Here is an 18,922-nt window from a genome sequence, read left to right as displayed (position 1 = left end):
ATATACAAGGTAATATGATTACTTGATACAGCAAGCAAAAGAGCATTATCTATTTTGCTTGCTGTATCGCTTAAATCTACTTCACAGCCCACTCTATAACCCCAGCAGCATTATCAACAGGTAGTTGCACTTCCATTTTGATTGCCTTGGTTGTTACGGACTCAAATTGTATAGTATTGAGCTGATCTTTGGCAATAGGGCTTTGATTAATGACTTTTACAGGAATCCATTCACCATCTTTTTGGTAGTAAATCTTGTAAGAAGCAGGAATACGACAGCCTCCCCAAGGACTATCATCCAACCAATAAATACTTGACGAGGATACCGTGTAAGTTTGGTCGAAGTCATATTGAAGATATTCTGTAGTATTCTTTTTAGGCCACCAGTGCAAGAAATTGGCACTTTTGTCATTCGAGTTTTCTACTTCATATTGGTCATTTAGTGCTTTGAGCATCAATGGATTGCTCACAGAACCTGACACCTTACTTTTACTGGCAATAGTTGGCGCAGGCGTTGGGCGTGCTGCCGTTTCTTCATACGGAATCCAAACTGTCATTTCGGTAGCTCCACGATTGGCCCAAGAATAGTAGGGAATCGCTTTGATGTCTGTTGTTTTCTTTACCAATTCTTCAGAACCTACTTGTCTTTGTGTGGTGAAACCTTTCATGTTCAAAGTCATTACTCCGTTCAACAAATCTTGTTGATAAGAGGCTGTAACAGGAGCACTTTTATCCACAACCAAACTCATGACTGATGCAGAGGTATTATCATTTCCTTCCAAACAATATACCATTGGACCTCTTTGTAAGGCGAATTTTGATTTGTCAGCTTTTACATTACTGTTAGCCAAAATTTTTCTTACATCCATAGGAAGTATGAAGCTCACTTTATCGCCTTTTTTCCAAATTCTATCCACTACAGCATAGCCTTTTTCTATGGTATAAGAAAATACTTTACCATTTACCAAAAGCTGGATTGGGCTTTCTGGTGTTTCATCTTTGTACAAATCACCTGATGATGGTCTACTTAATGCCCAACCCGGAATACGAATGCGTAAAGCAAATTGCGCTGTTTTTGCAGGAGCAATCGTGATGTCATTTTTCCCTTCCCAAGGATATGCCGTTTGTTGGGTAATCGTCACAGCTGTATTGGGTAATTGAATAGTGGCAGTCCCTCCTACAAAAAGGTTTACGTAAAGATTTTTTTGATTTTGAGCATACGTATATCCCGGTACTGAAGGTAGGAAGCGAGTCATATTTGAAACACAGCAAGCACAATCCCACCACGCACGACGCTGATGTTGCCCCATAGATGCCAGTGGATTAGGATAAAAAAACTTATCCCCACTCAATGAAATACCTGAAAGCAAACCATTGTAAAGTGTTCTTTCAAGAACATCAACATATTGAGCATCACCGTGTAATAAAAACATACGTTGATTCCAATAGACATTTGCAATAGCAGCACAGGTTTCTGCGTAAGCACTCATGTTTGGCAAATCATAATCGTCGCCAAAAGCCTCGCCATTGCCTGTAGCACCGATTCCTCCTGTGATGTAAAGTTTTTTATCAACTACGTCATGCCAAATATCATCAATCGCAGACAAGTAAGCTTTGTCGCCAGTAAGCGCTGCCACGTCGGCCATTCCTGTGTACATATAGGTGGCACGTACCGCATGACCAACAGCAGTATGTTGATCTACGACTTTTTTGTGCGATTGGCTATACTCTTGATTGAGGTGTCCTTCTTTGCCTCTTAAATCTAAAAAGAACTTAGCTAAATCAAGATAGGCTTTTTTGCCAGTGACTCTATACAATTTTGTCAAACCTGTTTCTACGATTTGGTGTCCAGGAAAGCGTTCTTCTTTTCCCCAGCCAAAGGTTTTTACCAATAAATCAGCGTTTCTGATGGCAATATTCAAAAGGTTCTTTTTGCCTGTTGCCTGATAATGTGCAACTGCTGACTCGAACAAGTGACCAGCATTATAGAGTTCATGACTCAAATCTTCTTCTTTTTCCCAACGTTTAGCGCCAAGCCATTCATGAGGTTTTTGGATAGGCATGGTTCTAAAAGTATATAAATAGCCATCTGCCTCTTGCGCTGAGCCAATAATCGTAATCAAGGAATCAAGATAGGCTTCTAGTTGAGGGTTTTTCTGTGTTTGTAGACTGTAAGAAGCCCCTTCAATGACTTTATAAAGGTCGGTATCATCAAACGTAAAAGAAGTGCTTTTATCGGCAGGGATTTGCTTTGCTGCTTTACGGAAATTGTCAATACGCCCTGTGATTTTACACTGATTAAGCGTGTAAGGAATAGTCACATTGGCGTTTACCTGCATTTTGGGCGTCCAAAAATTATCTTTAAAATGAACTTGTGTAAATGCCACAGGCTGAATAGGATAATCGCCTTTTTGGGCAAAAACTCCTAAACAAAAAAAGCAGAAAAGTATCGTTTTGTGTATCATAGTTATTTATTGAATTAGTGAGTTTGTGAATTGTGAATTAGTGAATAAAATGAGTCAAACAACTAAATTCTTTTAAATTTCAATGAGGAAGTTTGTAGTTATTTTCTTTACCCTGCTGTTTTAGTAGCAGGCGAGTGGAAATTTTGTTTTTTCGATACATGCCAAATATATTTTTTTAACATACTCTCATTCACAACTCACTAATTCACTCATTCATAATTCACAACTCACTATTATTTTTTTTCAATATATAAAAAACAGGTATCCCTAATAATACTAAACCTAAGCCTGGCCAAGTATAATTGGGTTTATAAATAAGTAATAAAATACAAATACAAGTTGCTGTAAAAATATACAGTAATGGCACAAATGGATATCCAAATGCTTTGTAAGGTCTTTCAAGTTTTGGTTTTTTGATTCGTAAACGAATAATTCCTAGAATAGTAAGTGCATAAAAAATGAGTACTGCAAAAATCACATAGTCGAGGAGTTCGCCGTACTTACCACTCAAACATAAAACCGAAGCCCAAGCACATTGAATCCATAGTGCTTTTTCTGGAACACCATTTTTGTTCAGTTCTCCTACTTTTTTGAAGAATAGACCGTCATTTGCCATCGTGTAATACACACGGGCGCCAGCCAAGATAAGTCCATTATCACAACCGAAAGTCGAAATCATTAAGAAAATGGCAACAATCATAGTGCCCTCTTCTCCAAAAATATGTTGAGAAGCTACCACACCTACTCGATCATTTTCTGCAAAAGCAATCGACGGTAAATCTAATACCGAAACATACATGATGTTGGCGAGCAAATAAATGCTTGTTACAATGAGTGTTCCTAGGAAAAGACTTAGACCAATATTGCGTTGTGGATTTTGGATTTCACCAGCGATAAATGTCACATTATTCCAAGAATCACTACTAAACAAACTTCCCACCATACTAGCGGCGATTGCTCCGAAGGCAGCCCAACCCGTATATGGTAAAAATCCTGAAGAGGTAAGTTGTTGAATAGAAAAGCCTGTTTCCCTGTTATGATGCCAAGTTTCGGCATTAGCCGTAAGAATAAACCCAAAAATAACTAATCCAAATAAGGCAAGCAGTTTGGTCACAGTAAAAATTGACTGGACATATTTGCCGTATTGAACACCACGCGTGTTGATAAACGAAAGAAAAATGATAAGGGCTATAGAGGTAAGTTGTGCTGCTGAAATATTGAGTCCTAGGACTGAAAATAGAATATTTTTTTCGCTTAAAACAGGAAAAAGATAGGCCGAAAATTTGCTAAAGGCAACCCCAACGGCTGCGATAGAGCCTGTTTGGATTACGGTAAAAAAGCTCCAACCATACAAGAACCCAATCAGAGGATTGAAGGCCTCTTTGAGGTAAATATACTGCCCTCCTGCTTTGGGAAACATACCACTCAGCTCGCCATAACTAACGGCCGCCGCTACAGTGAGTAATCCAGTAAGAACCCATACTAAAAGTAACCCTCCAGCAGAACCTACATTTCGGACAATATCAGAACTTACAATAAAAATCCCTGACCCGATCATGGAGCCCGCCACAATCATAGTGGCATCGAAGAGGCGAAAGGAGCGTTTGAAGGACGGTTGTTCTTGAGACATAGTTGAGTGATTTAGTGATTGATGAATGAGTGATTGAATAAGTGCAAATCTTCATACTCACTCAACCGCTCCACCACTCAATCACTCAATAAAGTCAGGTATTAATGCAAAATAGAATCATATTGCTTTAGGCTGTAAGCCTTAGGCATTAGGTAAAATATTCTCAAAGAAGCTCAGATATATCTTGCATACTTATGAGGGTAATCCTACAAATTAAAATTTTGAGTGATTGTGGGTGCAAGGTATTGATAATTAAAATCTTACATTTTGAATTCGCAACTCACAATTCACCACTCAACATTAATGCTAAAGTACTTGAAACCCATAAGCATAAGGATCATCCTCTGGGTCGATATTGATGGTATTGTAGCCATAGATTCTTGCCCAGCCTTCTATACTTGGTTTCATGGCGGGCTTTCCTCCTACGGTCGTTTCTTCTTCTATTCTTCCAATGAATTTTGAACCGATGATACTTTCATGAATAAACTCATCCCCTTTCTTCAATTTACCTTTGGCATACCATTGTGCCATACGTGCCGAAGTACCCGTACCACATGGCGAGCGGTCAATGGCTTTGTCTCCGTAAAATACCGCATTACGAGCTGTAGAGGTTGGGTCTAATACGTCGCCAGTCCACAAGATATGCGAGCAACCTTTGATGGTATCATTTTCGGGATGCACAAAAGAATATTGCTCATTGATACGATTGCGTAAGGTTCTACTCCAACTAATAAGCTGGTCAGCGCTGTAATGTTGCAAGCCTTTAAAATTCTCTTGAACATCAACAATGGCATAAAAGTTACCACCATACGAAACATCTACCTTGATAGGACCTAAATCAGGACATTCTACACTCAAATCGGTAGCTGCTAAGAAAGAAGATACATTGGTGAGTTTTACGCTTTTAACCTTTTTTCCTTCTTGTTTATAGTCAATTAACACCAAACCAGCAGGAGCCTCCATACGGATTTTTCCTTCTACTTTTGGTGTGATTAATCCTTCTTCTACGGCAATAGTGATTGTTCCGATAGTACCATGTCCACACATGGGCAGACAGCCACTTGTTTCGATAAACAATACCGCTACGTCATTTTCTGGGTCATGAGGAGGATACAAAATACTTCCGCTCATCATATCATGACCACGAGGCTCGAACATAAGCCCTTTTCGAATCCAATCGTAATTTTGAAGGAAATACTGGCGTTTTTCGCTCATATTACTTCCTTCAAGCACAGGCCCACCTCCTGCCACTAGTCTCACGGGATTACCACAAGTATGGGCGTCTACACAAAAAAATGTTTTTTTCATAGTTTTATCAGGGGTAAGAATGAGTGCTGAATTGGGAGTTGTGAATTAGTACTGTACGAAAGATTTCCAACTATTTCAGATTTGGGATTTCTGATTTCGGAAAAAAGTAAAATACCTTTAATTTTTACAAAATATAAAAGACTCCACTTCCAATGTTTAAAATTACGGCAAAGGCACCGAAAGGATTATATTGAACAGTGAGTAGTCGACAGTAAAAGGTTTTCCACATACATACACCTAATAGTCAAAAGCTCATAGTCGCTAATTTCGAGTGCCTAAGCAGTAATAACTAATCACGTAATCATTCATTAACTTACTAACTAAATTGTTTCGTTGGTAAATGTATCATTGACCAAACGCCAAATTTTTAATGGATTACCATCTTTTAATTCTTCTGGTAACATCCAATCTTTGAATCCTTGTAAACAAATTGGTCTAACCCAACGCTTAATGGCGCTTGTACCTACCGAAGTATAGCGAGCGTCGAAAGTGGAAGGGTACGCTCCTCCATGAACCATGCTACCTGCAACCTCCACACCTGTTGGGGCGGCGTTTAAAAGCACACGACCAGCTAGAGAGCATTGTAGCGTCAATATTTCAGGATAGTTTTCAACATCCTGTTCTGTCGCCATCAATGTTGTGGTTAGTTGTCCACCAAGTGCTTTGAGGGCTTGTGAAAGTTCTTGTACATCTTGACAAATCACAAGTAAAGCAAAAGGCCCAAATGCTTCCTCATGTAAAAGTGGATTTTCGATGAAATCCTTTGCTGAAACCTTCGCAAGACTAGGAGTAGGTTTTTCTAAATCCTCAACCACAGCCAGAGAAGCTTCAGAAGCTACTCCTGCTTGCGATGTAATAGTGTAGCGTGCTTTATCAAAGGCTTTTGCAATACCAGAGTGCAACATAGGATGCAAGGCAACCTGTGTAAGCTCTTGTTCTAAGGTATCTGAAAAAGTACTTAATGCAGGACTATCGATCGCCAAAAGCAAGCCCGGTTTGGTACAAAACTGTCCCATCCCTAGCGAAATAGAACCTGCAAGGGTTTTTGCTAACGTTGTATTAGTTTGGTTTAATGATTCAGGGAATAAAACTACAGGATTGATACTACTCATTTCGGCAAAGACAGGAATAGGAACCTCTCTTTGGTCGGCGTAAGCTTTGAGCGCTTTACCACCAGCTTGCGAGCCTGTAAAACCAACCGCCGTAGTAAGTGGGTGCATCACCAACGCTTTACCTGTTTCGTTACTAGCATCGTTGAGATGTTGTATCGTAAAAGGGTGCATTTGGCAACGTGAAATGGCTTTTTCCATCGCTGAGAACATCAATGCTGAAGTTTCAGGATGGGCAGGATGCGCTTTAATTACTACCGAAACACCAGCAGCCAATGCACTTGCGGTATCACCGCCTGCGGTAGAAAAAGCAAAAGGGAAATTGCTAGCGCCAAAAATAGCCACAGGGCCAATCGGAACAAGCATTTTGCGAGTATCTGGCTTAGGAGGCACTCGGTCAGGATTGGCTGTATCAATACAGGCTTCTACCCAAGAGCCTTCGGCAACAAGACGAGCAAACATGCGTAATTGACCTGTTGTTCGTCCAATTTCTCCTTGAAGCCTTGGCAATGGAAGATTAGTTTCTTGATGTGCAATGGCCACCAACGAATCTTTCAACGCTTCTATTTCTTCTGCAATGGTTTCTAGAAATATAGCACGGTTTTTACCCGATACTTGGCGATAATGCTCAAATGCCTCTTGTGCTTGTTGCATTACCGTTGAAATGATTTGAGACATTTTTTTAAATTTGAAAATGCGTTAATCTTCAAGATTTGAAGATGAGTTAATTTGAAGATTTGAAAATAATTAAACGACACATTTTTAAAATTTCAAATCCTCAAACGATAATAGACAAAAGACTATCCTCTTCATCACCTCTAATCTAATAGCCAAAGGTCGAGTACAGCCTTTTTAAGTTTGAAAATGAGTTAATTTGAAGATTTGAAAATAACTAAACGATACATTTTCAAATCTTCAAATCTTCAAATCCCCAAATTATAATACAATCGCCTTATAATCTGGCAAAGTTGGTCTGATAGCAATAGCGCCATCAATAAGTGCTAAAATGCGTTCTCTTTCAGCACCGCTAAGTACCAAACGTGGTGGGCGCACCGCTTCACTACCCAAATCAACTCTTGATTCAGCCAACTTGATGTATTGTACTAATTTTGGATGAATATCTAGTTCCAACAATGGCATAAACCAACGGTAAATGCTAAGAGCTTCTTCGTAGCGACCAGCTTTTACTAATTTATAAATGGCCACTGTTTCCTCAGGGAAGGCACATACCAAACCTGCAACCCATCCATCAGCACCCATCACCAATTGTTCCATAGCAATGGTATCTACACCACACATGATTTTGAATCTGTCGCCAAAACGGTTACGCATTCTGGTTACGTTGGTCAAATCACGTGTAGATTCTTTTACTGCCTGAATGTTTTCGCACTCAGCCAAGGCAGCAAACATATCCAATGTTACTTCAATTTTATAATCTACAGGGTTATTGTAAATCATAATAGGAAGTGTAGTTGAATTGGCTACCGCTTTGAAATATTCTACTGTTTCGAAGTCATCAGCTTTGTAGCGCATAGGAGGAAGCATCATCAAACCAGCTGCGCCCCATTCTTCGGCTAGTTTAGCCAATTGGATTGCATCTCTGGTAGCTCCTTCAGCAATATTTAAAACTACTGGAACACGTCCAGCTACCTTTTCAACGGTAAACTTTACCAACGCTCCTTTTTCTTCTAGACTCAGTACACTTGCCTCACCTAAGGTTCCGCCAAGAATGATACCGTCGACACCTGCCTCAAGTTGGAATTGCAAGTTTTTGTCAAATAATTCAAAATCAAGTTGGTCATCTGCACCAAACTTTGTCGTCACAGCGGGAAATACGCCTTGCCAATTGATTGCCATAGTTCTGTTGTTGTTTTTTATCAAAATTACCCAAAACATAAGCGGGTCAAAGGTTGATTTTTAATCAATTGTAGCCAGATATTAACCTATTTATGTGTGATATGTCTATAAAGTTGTTTATATTTAGCTAATTAGTAGAAAAGAGTGTTCGGGTAGCATGAAGGCAAACTAATTTTAGCTTTTGGGTATTGGATTTGGGTAGCGGAGGTTAAATGTTATTTTGTGATAGACTCATCGATTGAGTACCTGAAGATTCAAAACCAAGACAGACGTTGAATCCTTTTAAATAGTATTTAATGAGCAAATGAAAGTATTACAATTTACTATTCCCGTACCACACGATCATACGATTATCGTTCAGCAGGACATCATGCCGTATTTCTATCCGCATTTGCATAGACATGAGGAGATACAGATTACATGGGTGCAACAAGGTGAAGGAACTTTGATTGCGGATAATAATATGCACACCTTCAAATCGAATGATATTTTTTGGTTGGGTGCCAATCAACCGCACATGTTTAAGAGTGATCCGAGCTATTTTTTACCTAAAAGCGAATTAGAGATTCAAGCCTTGGTACTATTTTTTAATCCTCATGGACCATTAGCGGCTTTGTTTAATTTACCCGAAATGCTCAATGTAAAACGCTTTTTACAACAAAATCCCAACGGATTTAAGATACCAGCAGAAAAAGCGGAGGAGATTTCGACAAAAATGATGCTCATTCACGAACATATCGGTATCGAGCAAATGATTCATTTTATGGATTTACTGAGGCTAATTTCTAGCATAGAACCACTGGATGCACTTTCGGAAGGCTCAAGACCAAAACTTTACAGTGAAAACGAGGGCTTGAGAATGAGTAATATCTATAATTTTATCATTCAAGAATTTGAAAAGCCTATTACACTCGAAGATGCAGCCAATAAAGCGCACATGACTCCGCATGCTTTTTGTAGATATTTCAAAAAGCACACAGGTCATACCTTTTTATCGTTCCTAAATGAAGTCCGTATTAATGAAGCCTGTAAAAAACTCACCAACGAATCTCCCATTGGTATTGCGCAAGTAGCTTACAGTTGTGGTTTTAATAGTATTACCAACTTCAACCGCATCTTCAAACGCATCAAGGGCAAATCCCCAAGTGAGTATTTGGAGGAGTTTTTTAAGTGAGGAATTGGGAATGTTAAGTTTTGAATATGCTATAGTTATCTATCATACAATACACTCCTGAATTTGTACTTGTAATGCTTTCCAATCGAGTGGCTCTGACGAAATAAGCTCTAGACGGCTATCTCTTCTGTAGGCTAAATAATGGCTCGTTGGCATACCTTCTACGCAATTGTACAAATACCAATCTTCGCCTGTTCGTAAGATTCCTTTTGCTCGATGAATTTTATTGTCAAAATACCAGCGTACTATCAACATATTAAGTTTGTTGAGGTTGAATACCTCTTTATGCGAAAAAATCCAGCCACATGAATAACTTCCCAAGCCTTTGTTGGGTTTCATGAGGGGTTTTCCTACTCTTGGTACTTGTTGAAATAAAACGGATTGAGTCGTATGATTTTCTACAGGCGACTCGTGCTCTAAATGCTCATTTGGGAATTGAGGTAAACGATTTTCATCAATTCCTAAACTTAGCCATTCTGGCTTTAGACGTCCTTGCTCAATTCTATCGACCACTAATTTGGGTGGATATATCTCATCGGCATATTCCCAAAAAAATTCAAGTTCCTCCTCGGTGCACAAATCAGTTTTATTAGCAACCAACACATCTGCCAGAGAAATCTGGTCGAGATAAGTGCCATCGGTTTGATAACGCTCACGACTCAATTGTGCTGGATTCAAGATACAAATTGTGGTGTCAACATAGATATCGTTGGAAAAGGCACGGCTTCGTAGCAAATCCAAAATACTCGCTGGATGCCCCATCCCTGTTGGTTCAATCAAAATGCGATTAGGACGCAAACGTGTGAGCATCATTTGAAGCGAAAAGTGCATATTTTGTGCTGCTGAGCAACAAATACAGCCTCCTTCGACTTCCACGACTTGCAATTCCTTGTCGCCTTCGGATGCTAACGTAAGATGATCAATTGATACTTCTCCAAAGTCATTGACTAATACTGCCCATTTTTCGTCTTCTGGCTTCTGCTTGAGCAGATTGACAATAGCGGTGGTTTTTCCAACTCCCAAATAGCCAGTAATCAAATTGACTGGTATTCTTTCCAACATAATTTTATCTTTTACGGAAACGTGCATTTTGATGATGAATTACGAATGGGTGAATTGTGAGTTTAAGCTTTTTAGGCAAGGACAAAGGACAACTCAAAACTCAGCACTCACAATTCAACACTTATTCTCGTTCCATATTACGTTTTACATCTTTTTCCTTAATGGTTTCACGTTTATCGTAAAGCTTTTTACCTTTCGCTAGTGCGATTTCTACTTTTGCAAAACCTCTATCCGAAATATACATACGTGTGGGAACCATGGTTAAACCTTGATCTTTTAGTTTGTTTTGTAGCTTTCCTAACTCACGTTTGGTTAACAACAGCTTTCTATCACGAAGAGGTTCGTGATTGTAGTGAGTTCCTTCGCTATATTTCGAAATATTCATCTGACGGATAAAAAGCTCTTCATTCAAAAACACGCAATAGGCATCTGTAAGATTTACTTTTCCTTGACGAATAGATTTGATTTCGGTTCCCATGAGCATAATTCCTGCTGTATAGGTTTCTAGGAAAAAGTATTCAAAAGAGGCTCTTTTGTTTTTGATGTTAATACTTTTTTCAATTTTTTCTTTTCCCATTTTTTTAATTGTGATTGTGTGAATGATGAATGAGAGGTTGATACTCGAAGGATTATAAAAACTGTTTATTTCGGATATCGGATGTTGGATTTCGGAAGTATAATCTTCTATATTTTGCAAAAAACAAAGGTATTTTACTTTATTTCCGAAATCAGAAATCCCAAATCTGCAATAGTTTGAAATCATTCGTACAGCCCTAATAAGAGATTTATCTCATTCATTTCAATTTCATAAATAGTTTTTTGCTCTAGGTATGACAAAAAAAGCCATACAGTTTATGGCTGTATGGCTTTATGAGCAAAAGACTTATAGCTAAGTCGGGCAAATAAGATTATTTCTTAGCAGCACCTTTTTTCTCAGCGTATTCTTTGTTAAGACCGTCGATAATTTGCTGTGTTACATCTACTGCGTTGTCAGCATATAGAATACCACCACCATTTGAACTATAACCTAAAACAAACTCGTATTTGTTCTCAGCATTGTGCTTTTTGATATACTCACGAATGTTTGTATAAAGTTCTTCTTGTTTTTTAGCTTGCTCTTGAGCCAAAGCAGCTTGCTTTTGTTGGCTGTATTGTTGCAATTCACCAGCTTTCTTTCTCAACATCATGTCTGCTGCTTGCAATTCTGCTTGAGTCATTGCTTGAGCACGTTGTTGGATAGCAGAACCTTCAGTTTGAAGTGCACGCTCACGTTGACCTAAATCAACTTGCAAACGGTAACCTTTGTTTTCAAATTCTTTTTGAGCGTCTTTGTAAAATTGATAGTTCGTCAACAAAGAATCTGTATTTACAAAAACTACTTTTTTTCCGTCAACTGAGATTGCAGCAGAAGATGAAGAAGCTGTACTTGCTTTTTCTTCGCCTTTGTTACAAGAGAATAAAGTTGTTGCAATTGCCAAACCTCCACACAAAATTAGGGATAATTTTTTCATTTTTAAATTGTTAATAGTATTGATAAATCAGATGATACTTGTTAAAAAATGTTCGCAAAGATAGTTTTTTTTAGGAATTATCCATCGTTTTCTCACTGTTACTCAGCATGGTATTGGTGTGGGTGACTGCCTATCTATCTGATGCTAATCTTTGACAAGATAATCATTCTTGACCCAAAAATGCAAATTGAGGTTTGGTAATAGCTACTTTTAGAAGTAGAAGGGGGAATTCTACCCTTATTTCTTTATTAATTGCCTTACCTGAAAACCACTTAATGCTCCTAAACCGCCGATTAATCCTCCTACTACAAGAGTCACTACAAATAGGGCAATAGCACTGCCACCCAAAGGTAAAACTCCTGCAATTTTGGTCGTCAAAATACCTTCACTTCGCCAATGGCTCCAGAAAGCTATAGCTAACCAAACGAGTATGTTAAAGAATGCACCAATGCGGAAAGCACCTCCTGCCGAACCTGCCAATAAAAACGCCGCAATAGCGCTTGCCAAAGCCATAGACCACCATGGTAATAAATATTGAAATAAGATGACCAAAGCCAACAATAGCCCTGCAAAAGGACTGAATATTTTGTTATTTGAAAATGCGCTCATTTGCTTTCTACTATTTTGAATAAAACATCGTAAAATGACATGAATGGAGATTCTTACTATTTCTTTTTCAAGACTAAGGTTTGTTTGATTCGTTCACTTTTTTCTTCTTTGTTTTGTAAGAAAAGTAAAGAATTTAATTCTCCCTTACGCCAAGTTTCGATCATATCGTCATAATGTGGGCTTCCTGGGTTTCCTGACTGTCCACCAGGAAATACGCCATATCCTTTTACCGATTTGTCTTTGCCTAACTGTACAATCATACGCCAAGATGGTCCCGTACGACCCGTTGTAGCATTGACTATTCCACTTCCACCGCCGATTTTAACATCCATTTTACTCAAAGCATCTAAGCCCGGAATCAAGTGTTTTATGTCTGTTGATTTATATTTTTCCCAAGCCCAAGCGGTTCCCATTGGTGCATTTTGCCATTTTGTCAAGCTATCGATTGTAGCATTAAGTGTCACGTTGGCCAATTCTGTCAAGGTCTCTTTCTTATCTTTAGTTCTTACATCATCAAACCATTTAGCATCTGGTTGCTTTAAGATTAACTGAAGTGTACGTGCATGCGATGGCGATTTCATTGGAATGTTTTTGTCATAGCCAAAGTCGTCTTCCCAAATAGCGTTGTTCAGTAATTCTACCCAAACCGTAAATATCGTTGGTCCTATTTCATCTGGATTATTGAATTTGTTCCAGAGTTGTAATACACGTACCGCAGCCATTTGTTTTTGGGAAGGCTTTTGTACAAAACTCAACATCGTTGGCAACCAATCTTCTGCCTTAAGGTTATAATTGTCGTTTTGCAATTCTCTCAAACTATCAACCGTTGCTTTGTTCATGGTTTGTAGACGAGTATTGATACGGCGTCCACGCTCGGCAGGGGCAAACTCCCAGTTGATATAGTACGGATATTTAGGGTCTGTTGAAGACTGATTGGCAGAGCTCACAAAACCACGTTTAGGATTTTTCACATGTGGATTATGCAACTGAGGGATAAAACCTTGCCAATCAGCTGCAGGGTTGGTTCCATCCAAAATGTATTTGCCTTGCTCACGAGCTTTTAGTGGGAATTTCCCATTGACCCACAAGGCAATATCGTTTTGATTACTGGCAAAAATAAAGTTTTGGGCAGGTGCCGAATAATACCCTAAAGCCTTCACATATTCATCATAGTTTTTGGCACGGTTCAGATGATAAAAAGCACTCAATTCCTGTGATTTTTCATGAGCAATCCAACGCAAGGCGTGACCAGTCGGGATATTGTCACGGATAGGCTTTTCGTTATCCAAATACACTACAGGACCATGGTGTGTATAAAGAACGGTATCCACTACTGTTTTTCCACCTTTTACGGTATAGGTTTCTATTCGTTTTTGGATTTTTTTCCATTGGTTGTCGTGCCAATATTCTTCTTTCTTAGCATCCTTAAATTTTACTTGATACCAGTCTACAACATCGGCACCAACATTGGTTACACCCCACGCAATATCGTTATTGAAACCGATGATTACATTGGGGGTTCCTGGCATAGTGGAGCCATAAACATTTACCCCTGGCGCAGTCAACTGAACTTGATACCAAATAGATGGTAAACTCAAGGTAAGGTGAGGGTCGTTTGATAAAATAGGTAAGCCTGTCACAGACTTTTCGCCACCTACAGCCCAGTTGTTGGAGCCTATTCCTTTGTCACGTTCTTCGGCTACTTTGTTACTTCCCATTCCAACAAAATCTACAGGAGCTTTGGGTAATGGAATTGGTTTAAAATCTAAAGGCGTTCCTTCTGGAATAATGGGGCTTTCTTTGAAAGGATAGTTAGGGAAAAGCTCTTCGGCTATGGCTTTACCATATTTCCCTAAAATATTCGTCATGCGCAAATCGTCTGTTCCAGACGCAAGGACAAATGACATATTTTTGAGAAACAAAGCACTTTTAATGGGAGTCCAAGGTTCGGGAGCATAGCCTAACAATTTATATTCTACGGGATAATCTCTTGGTTTTAGTTGAGAAATATAGGCATTGATCCCGTCAGAATAAGCTTCAAGTGCTACTTTGCCTTTGGGATCTTCCATCATTCCTTCGAATGATTTTTCTGCACCAAAAACCGACCCCATTCTTCGTTGATAGCGATCCTGCTCAAGGGCTTTTTCACCCACGATTTCAGTTAAGCGACCTGCGGCAAAATGAGTCTGAAATTCCATTTGCCAGAGGCGGTCTTTGGCTGTAACATATCCTTGAGCCAAATACAAGTCGTGGTCGTTTTGAGCAAAAATATGCGGCACACCAGTTTCGTCATACTCTACCGTAACTTCGTCTTGCAAGCCTGGGATATTTAATATTTGAGGCTCAGATTTGGGAGCAATAGCCTCGGCATTGGTCCAGAAGCCTGTAAATGGACTTAGAAAATTTCCCATCGGAGGAATATTTCCCCAGCCACGGTTTAGGGCATAGCAAAGACCTACAGTAATTCCAACAGTGACAAGAGTTTTAACAACTTTCATTGGGTGTTTGCGTTTTAGTTTGGTGAATCGGTAAGTTTACAGCGTTCAATAATTGAACAATTGCAATATTTTTTATAAATATAAACATTAGAAACAGAAGAACAATTAGTAGATTGATTACATTGAGTAATTAGCAATGCTTTTTCAGTAAGATAGGCTTTAATTCTTAACAAGCTATTCTTGAAATAAAGCTTCTATTGGGTAGCACTTTAGCTTAAATATATTGTCTTTTTTGCAAAAACATATAAAATCCCATGTTATATCATGATACAATCCATTATTTTTCAAGGACATAGAGGTTGTAGAGGACTTTTACCAGAAAATACTATTCCAGCCTTCTTGGAGGCTTTGAAGTATCCTATTGACTATCTGGAATTAGATGTTTGTCTGAGTAAGGATCTCGATGTAGTAGTTTCACACGAGCCGTATATCAACTCACTTTTTTCTTCTTATCCAACAGGTAAAGCGGTGCGTAAAAGCGAAGAGAAAAACCTTAATTTGTTTCAACTTTCCTATGAACAAATTCGCAGTTTTGATGTTGGTCAAAGAGGGAATAAGTTATTTCCAGAACAAAAGCCAATGGCAGCTCACAAACCTTTACTTGCCGAAATGTTAAAGGCTTGTGAAACTCAACGCAAAAAATATCCTGATTTTGGGTATAATATTGAGATAAAATCTGAAGAGAGAGAATATGGGATTAGCCAGCCTCAAGAGGTAAATGTATTTTGTGACAAAGTATTTGAAATCTTGAAAAATATTAATCCTGAGCATATTATTGTTCAGAGTTTTGACTTTAATATTTTGAAATACTGCAAACAACAAATGGATTTGGGAGTTTATCCTAAAGTACAACTTTCGGCTTTGGTGACTAATGAAGGAGTTCGTCCATCTTTAGAAAAGTTGGGATTTTTACCTGATTTTTTCAGTCCGTATTATAAAAGTTTGACAGAGGGTAAAATAGAGATTTGTCACCAAAAAGGAATTCGTGTGGTGCCTTGGACGATTAATAAAATTGAAGATATGCGTCGTTTGATTATAATGGGTGTCGATGGAATTATCACTGATTATCCGAATAGGATAGATGATATTTTAAGTTGATAAACTTTACAAAAAATTAGTCTGAGACTTGAATTAGAGCGTATAGACTTAACCTACACCTCTAGTATATTTGTGACTATTAAACATTAAACTTATTAGAATTACTCAAAATGCTGACTTTTCCCAACGCTAAGATTAATATAGGGCTTTATATCACCGAGAAACGTGCTGATGGATTCCATAATTTAAGTTCATGTTTTTATCCTGTGGGTTGGAGCGATGCGCTAGAGATATTGCCAGCAGAAACTTTGAGTTTTGAGAGTACAGGTATTGATATTCCTGGAGATGCCAGTCAAAATCTCTGTTTGAAAGCCTATCATTTACTCAAAAAGGATTTTCCAGAAATGCCTCCTGTACGTATTCATTTACACAAGGTTGTACCAATTGGAGCAGGTTTGGGAGGAGGGTCGGCAGACTGTGCATTTACCATTAAATCACTCAACTCATTGTTTAGTTTAGGTCTTGACGATAAAGCCATGCAGGCGTATGCGAGTCAGTTGGGGAGTGATTGTGCCTTTTTTATCGAAAATAAACCAAAATATTGTTTCGGAAAAGGAGACCAATTTGATGAAATAGCTGTTTCACTAAAAGGGAAATATATTGTATTGGTCAATCCCAATATTCATATTTCAACAGCCGAAGCATACGGTTCTATTAAGCCTAAACCGGCCAATGTTGATTTACAAATAGCTTTATCTCAGCCATTAGATACTTGGAAAGACGCTATTTTAAATGATTTTGAGACGAGTCTTACGCCCAAATATCCTGTACTTCAAGAAATCAAAGATACACTTTATAGCCTTGGAGCTGAATATGCCTGTATGACAGGGTCAGGTTCAACGGTATTTGGTATTTTTGAAAATACCCCAGCAATAAAACAAGCATTTAAAGAATATATGGTTTGGCAAGGTCCTTTGGAATAAGTACAGAGGTATTGCCTTCCTTCAAGTTAAAATTATGCAACGCAAAGAACCGTTTAAGTTTATGCTACAGTTGGCCATGTTTGGAAGTGGCTTATTGTTTTTGGGCTTATTGGTATTCTATACCATTTTGAGCAGACCCGAAGCTGGTTTTGGTAAACTGATTTTGCCTGAAATTTTTTGGGCAAGTACTTTATTAATGCTCATCAGCAGTCTTACGTTATATCTTGCCGAATGGAGTTTTGATAAGCACAATTTTAAAAGCTATCGATTCTATATGGGTAGCACGCTCGCCCTTGGTATTTGCTTTATTGTCATGCAGCTATTAGGTTGGAAGGAGTTGTTTGAACTCAATGCCAACTCAGCGATTCGAACCTCCCGAGGATTTATTGTCATGATTTCGGGACTACATATTCTTCATATCGTTGTGGGATTGATTTTTTTGGTGAAAATCTTTATTGAATCACTCAAAAGGCTCTCTTATGTAGAATCTTTTGTGTATTCGGTCAATCCTCCCAATCAGCTCAAAGTCAACTTAATCGTGTTCTATTGGCATTTTGTAGATATTCTCTGGGTAATCCTATTTTTGTATCTATGGTGGCAGAATTAGATATAAATGCTGAATTGTGAGCGATAATTTTAATTTTACTCGCAATAGGCATTAAGCGCTATCCCTATTGCTGAAGGTATAAAAGTGTTTCTAATAAAATCATGAATACATTTATTGCCTAATGCCTACGGCTTACCGCTTAAAGCTTACTAATGCGATTTTATGTTGCGGTAATACTTATTTCTTGTAATACAGCATTTTTTTACCCGTGTTATAATCCGTCAACAGTAAAGCACCTTTTTCGATGTAGTATTTCGAGTTGGGCACATCTGTGACTTTGCCATTAATGGTAATACGCCAGTACAACATATTCCCTTTGGTAAACCAACGTGCTCCCGCTGCTTTGATTTGAGCAATTACAGAGTTATCTCCGCCAGAGGAATTTCCAGAGCTATTAGGTCCACTTACGTAAGCGCTCGAGCCACCATTGTCTATCGTCCCATCGGCATTGAGAACGATGGAAGTACTACTCCCACCATAGAACCCACCGTTTGACGAGTAATTTTCGTGGTGCGTCCATGTACCGACAAGGTTAGGGTCACGAAATAATCCATCAGGTTTTGTAGATGTGGCAGCAGGCTTTGTAGCCTCTGTTTTCTTAGAAAAGCTTCCTTGTAGAATAACCTGATTATTATAACTAATTTGTTGCTGGATCGTGTTGTTTTGCCAAATCATTTCGAGACCAAATACGGTTCCATCTTTGTATGAAAGCGTACCAGATGCATTATAGGTATTGACAGTACATTTTAATTCATAGCTTTCAAGATTTGCACCTGAGTGTACATGTAGTTGGCCAACAATTTGGTTATTCCCAGCACTTGAAATGGACATTTCGGCTTGTAAAGCACCTCCACTGCCCTGAACTTGTCCTTGCCAGTTACCAATAAAATTTTGAGCGATCGTTTCAGATAAAGACATAAAGAAAAAAGATAGATATATGAGCGTTTTCATACTGAGAGTTTAGGATTAATACAAAACTAAAATAGCTCATTATGAAGCGTTCTACAAAAAAACAGGAGGTTTCTGAGTAAGTGGAAAGATATATTCACATTTGATTTTCAGCAACTTACTC

Annotated in this window: 15 protein-coding genes; 4 read left to right on the top strand and 11 right to left on the bottom strand. The window is 38.5% G+C overall.

The genetic code is table 11. The features are described from left to right. Positions 1–76: 76 nt before the first annotated feature. The 5 genes from QM481_RS08480 to QM481_RS08460 all read right to left on the bottom strand — a co-directional run bounded on the left by QM481_RS08480 (position 77) and on the right by QM481_RS08460 (position 8,362). Positions 77–2,464: a glycoside hydrolase family 127 protein gene (locus tag QM481_RS08480; RefSeq protein ID WP_283381421.1), complete on the bottom strand. Its 2,388-nt coding sequence runs from the start codon at positions 2,462–2,464 to the stop codon at positions 77–79. Between the two features lie 220 nt (positions 2,465–2,684). Beyond that, the gene (locus tag QM481_RS08475; protein WP_283381420.1) at positions 2,685–4,094 is read right to left on the bottom strand and encodes an APC family permease; all 1,410 of its coding nucleotides are present in this window, start codon (positions 4,092–4,094) and stop codon (positions 2,685–2,687) included. A 306-nt stretch (positions 4,095–4,400) separates the two neighbouring features. After that, on the bottom strand, positions 4,401–5,402 hold the full coding sequence (locus QM481_RS08470; RefSeq protein ID WP_166550898.1) for a 4-hydroxyproline epimerase: 1,002 nt from the start codon (positions 5,400–5,402) through the stop codon (positions 4,401–4,403). Positions 5,403–5,722: 320 nt separating this feature from the next. Next, positions 5,723–7,189 carry an aldehyde dehydrogenase (NADP(+)) gene (locus QM481_RS08465; protein ID WP_283381419.1) on the bottom strand — a complete coding sequence of 489 codons (1,467 nt, stop codon included), beginning with the start codon at positions 7,187–7,189 and terminating at the stop codon, positions 5,723–5,725. A 258-nt stretch (positions 7,190–7,447) separates the two neighbouring features. Then, positions 7,448–8,362 (bottom strand): dihydrodipicolinate synthase family protein, encoded by a 915-nt coding sequence (locus QM481_RS08460; RefSeq protein WP_166550999.1) that lies wholly within the window; start codon positions 8,360–8,362, stop codon positions 7,448–7,450. Between the two features lie 310 nt (positions 8,363–8,672). Here QM481_RS08460 and QM481_RS08455 point away from each other — a divergent pair, with 310 nt between their 5' ends. Next, positions 8,673–9,542, top strand: a complete 870-nt coding sequence (locus QM481_RS08455; protein WP_166550900.1) for an AraC family transcriptional regulator — start codon at positions 8,673–8,675, stop codon at positions 9,540–9,542. Between the two features lie 42 nt (positions 9,543–9,584). Here the strand turns inward: QM481_RS08455 and QM481_RS08450 are convergent, their stop codons facing one another. The 5 genes from QM481_RS08450 to QM481_RS08430 form a co-directional block, all read right to left on the bottom strand. Continuing rightward, on the bottom strand, positions 9,585–10,604 hold the full coding sequence (locus QM481_RS08450; protein ID WP_283381418.1) for a CobW family GTP-binding protein: 1,020 nt from the start codon (positions 10,602–10,604) through the stop codon (positions 9,585–9,587). Between the two features lie 121 nt (positions 10,605–10,725). Continuing rightward, positions 10,726–11,181, bottom strand: a complete 456-nt coding sequence (gene smpB, locus QM481_RS08445) for an SsrA-binding protein SmpB (protein ID WP_095160986.1) — start codon at positions 11,179–11,181, stop codon at positions 10,726–10,728. Between the two features lie 331 nt (positions 11,182–11,512). Next, on the bottom strand, positions 11,513–12,115 hold the full coding sequence (locus QM481_RS08440) for an OmpH/Skp family outer membrane protein (protein ID WP_166550902.1): 603 nt from the start codon (positions 12,113–12,115) through the stop codon (positions 11,513–11,515). 237 nt (positions 12,116–12,352) lie between these two features. Beyond that, complete coding sequence (locus QM481_RS08435) at positions 12,353–12,724, bottom strand: hypothetical protein (protein ID WP_283381417.1); 372 nt, start codon at positions 12,722–12,724, stop codon at positions 12,353–12,355. 56 nt (positions 12,725–12,780) lie between these two features. Then, entirely contained in the window at positions 12,781–15,222 is a 2,442-nt protein-coding gene (locus QM481_RS08430) for a penicillin acylase family protein (RefSeq protein ID WP_283381416.1), read from the bottom strand. Positions 15,223–15,486: 264 nt separating this feature from the next. On the opposite strand from QM481_RS08430, the gene QM481_RS08425 reads away from it, so the two are divergent. From QM481_RS08425 to QM481_RS08415, 3 genes are all read left to right on the top strand, one after another. Further along, the gene (locus QM481_RS08425; protein WP_283381415.1) at positions 15,487–16,320 is read left to right on the top strand and encodes a glycerophosphodiester phosphodiesterase family protein; all 834 of its coding nucleotides are present in this window, start codon (positions 15,487–15,489) and stop codon (positions 16,318–16,320) included. A gap of 110 nt (positions 16,321–16,430) precedes the next feature. Then, positions 16,431–17,243, top strand: a complete 813-nt coding sequence (gene ispE / locus QM481_RS08420) for a 4-(cytidine 5'-diphospho)-2-C-methyl-D-erythritol kinase (RefSeq protein ID WP_283381414.1) — start codon at positions 16,431–16,433, stop codon at positions 17,241–17,243. Between the two features lie 34 nt (positions 17,244–17,277). Then, positions 17,278–17,850, top strand: coding sequence for a cytochrome c oxidase subunit 3 (locus tag QM481_RS08415; RefSeq protein WP_166550907.1), 573 nt, complete (start codon positions 17,278–17,280; stop codon positions 17,848–17,850). Between the two features lie 177 nt (positions 17,851–18,027). On the opposite strand, the gene QM481_RS08410 is transcribed toward QM481_RS08415, so the two are convergent. Further along, positions 18,028–18,801: a hypothetical protein gene (locus tag QM481_RS08410; RefSeq protein WP_283381413.1), complete on the bottom strand. Its 774-nt coding sequence runs from the start codon at positions 18,799–18,801 to the stop codon at positions 18,028–18,030. Positions 18,802–18,922 lie beyond the last annotated feature (121 nt).

Origin of the sequence: Flectobacillus rivi, from assembly GCF_030056655.1 — a bacterium.
Classification (GTDB): domain Bacteria; phylum Bacteroidota; class Bacteroidia; order Cytophagales; family Spirosomataceae; genus Flectobacillus; species Flectobacillus rivi.
This window is presented reverse-complemented; position numbering and strand designations above follow the sequence as displayed.

Excerpts from the sequence above, each read along its gene's own strand:
- QM481_RS08450 (WP_283381418.1), bottom strand. The coding sequence starts at position 10,604 with ATGTTGGAAAGAATACCAGTCAATTTGATTACTGGCTATTTGGGAGTT.
- QM481_RS08465 (WP_283381419.1), bottom strand. The coding sequence starts at position 7,189 with ATGTCTCAAATCATTTCAACGGTAATGCAACAAGCACAAGAGGCATTT.
- QM481_RS08475 (WP_283381420.1), bottom strand. The coding sequence starts at position 4,094 with ATGTCTCAAGAACAACCGTCCTTCAAACGCTCCTTTCGCCTCTTCGAT.
- QM481_RS08435 (WP_283381417.1), bottom strand. The coding sequence starts at position 12,724 with ATGAGCGCATTTTCAAATAACAAAATATTCAGTCCTTTTGCAGGGCTA.
- QM481_RS08415 (WP_166550907.1), top strand. The coding sequence starts at position 17,278 with ATGCAACGCAAAGAACCGTTTAAGTTTATGCTACAGTTGGCCATGTTT.
- QM481_RS08455 (WP_166550900.1), top strand. The coding sequence starts at position 8,673 with ATGAAAGTATTACAATTTACTATTCCCGTACCACACGATCATACGATT.
- smpB (WP_095160986.1), bottom strand. The coding sequence starts at position 11,181 with ATGGGAAAAGAAAAAATTGAAAAAAGTATTAACATCAAAAACAAAAGA.
- QM481_RS08410 (WP_283381413.1), bottom strand. The coding sequence starts at position 18,801 with ATGAAAACGCTCATATATCTATCTTTTTTCTTTATGTCTTTATCTGAA.
- QM481_RS08430 (WP_283381416.1), bottom strand. The coding sequence starts at position 15,222 with ATGAAAGTTGTTAAAACTCTTGTCACTGTTGGAATTACTGTAGGTCTT.
- QM481_RS08470 (WP_166550898.1), bottom strand. The coding sequence starts at position 5,402 with ATGAAAAAAACATTTTTTTGTGTAGACGCCCATACTTGTGGTAATCCC.
- QM481_RS08425 (WP_283381415.1), top strand. The coding sequence starts at position 15,487 with ATGATACAATCCATTATTTTTCAAGGACATAGAGGTTGTAGAGGACTT.
- ispE (WP_283381414.1), top strand. The coding sequence starts at position 16,431 with ATGCTGACTTTTCCCAACGCTAAGATTAATATAGGGCTTTATATCACC.
- QM481_RS08480 (WP_283381421.1), bottom strand. The coding sequence starts at position 2,464 with ATGATACACAAAACGATACTTTTCTGCTTTTTTTGTTTAGGAGTTTTT.
- QM481_RS08440 (WP_166550902.1), bottom strand. The coding sequence starts at position 12,115 with ATGAAAAAATTATCCCTAATTTTGTGTGGAGGTTTGGCAATTGCAACA.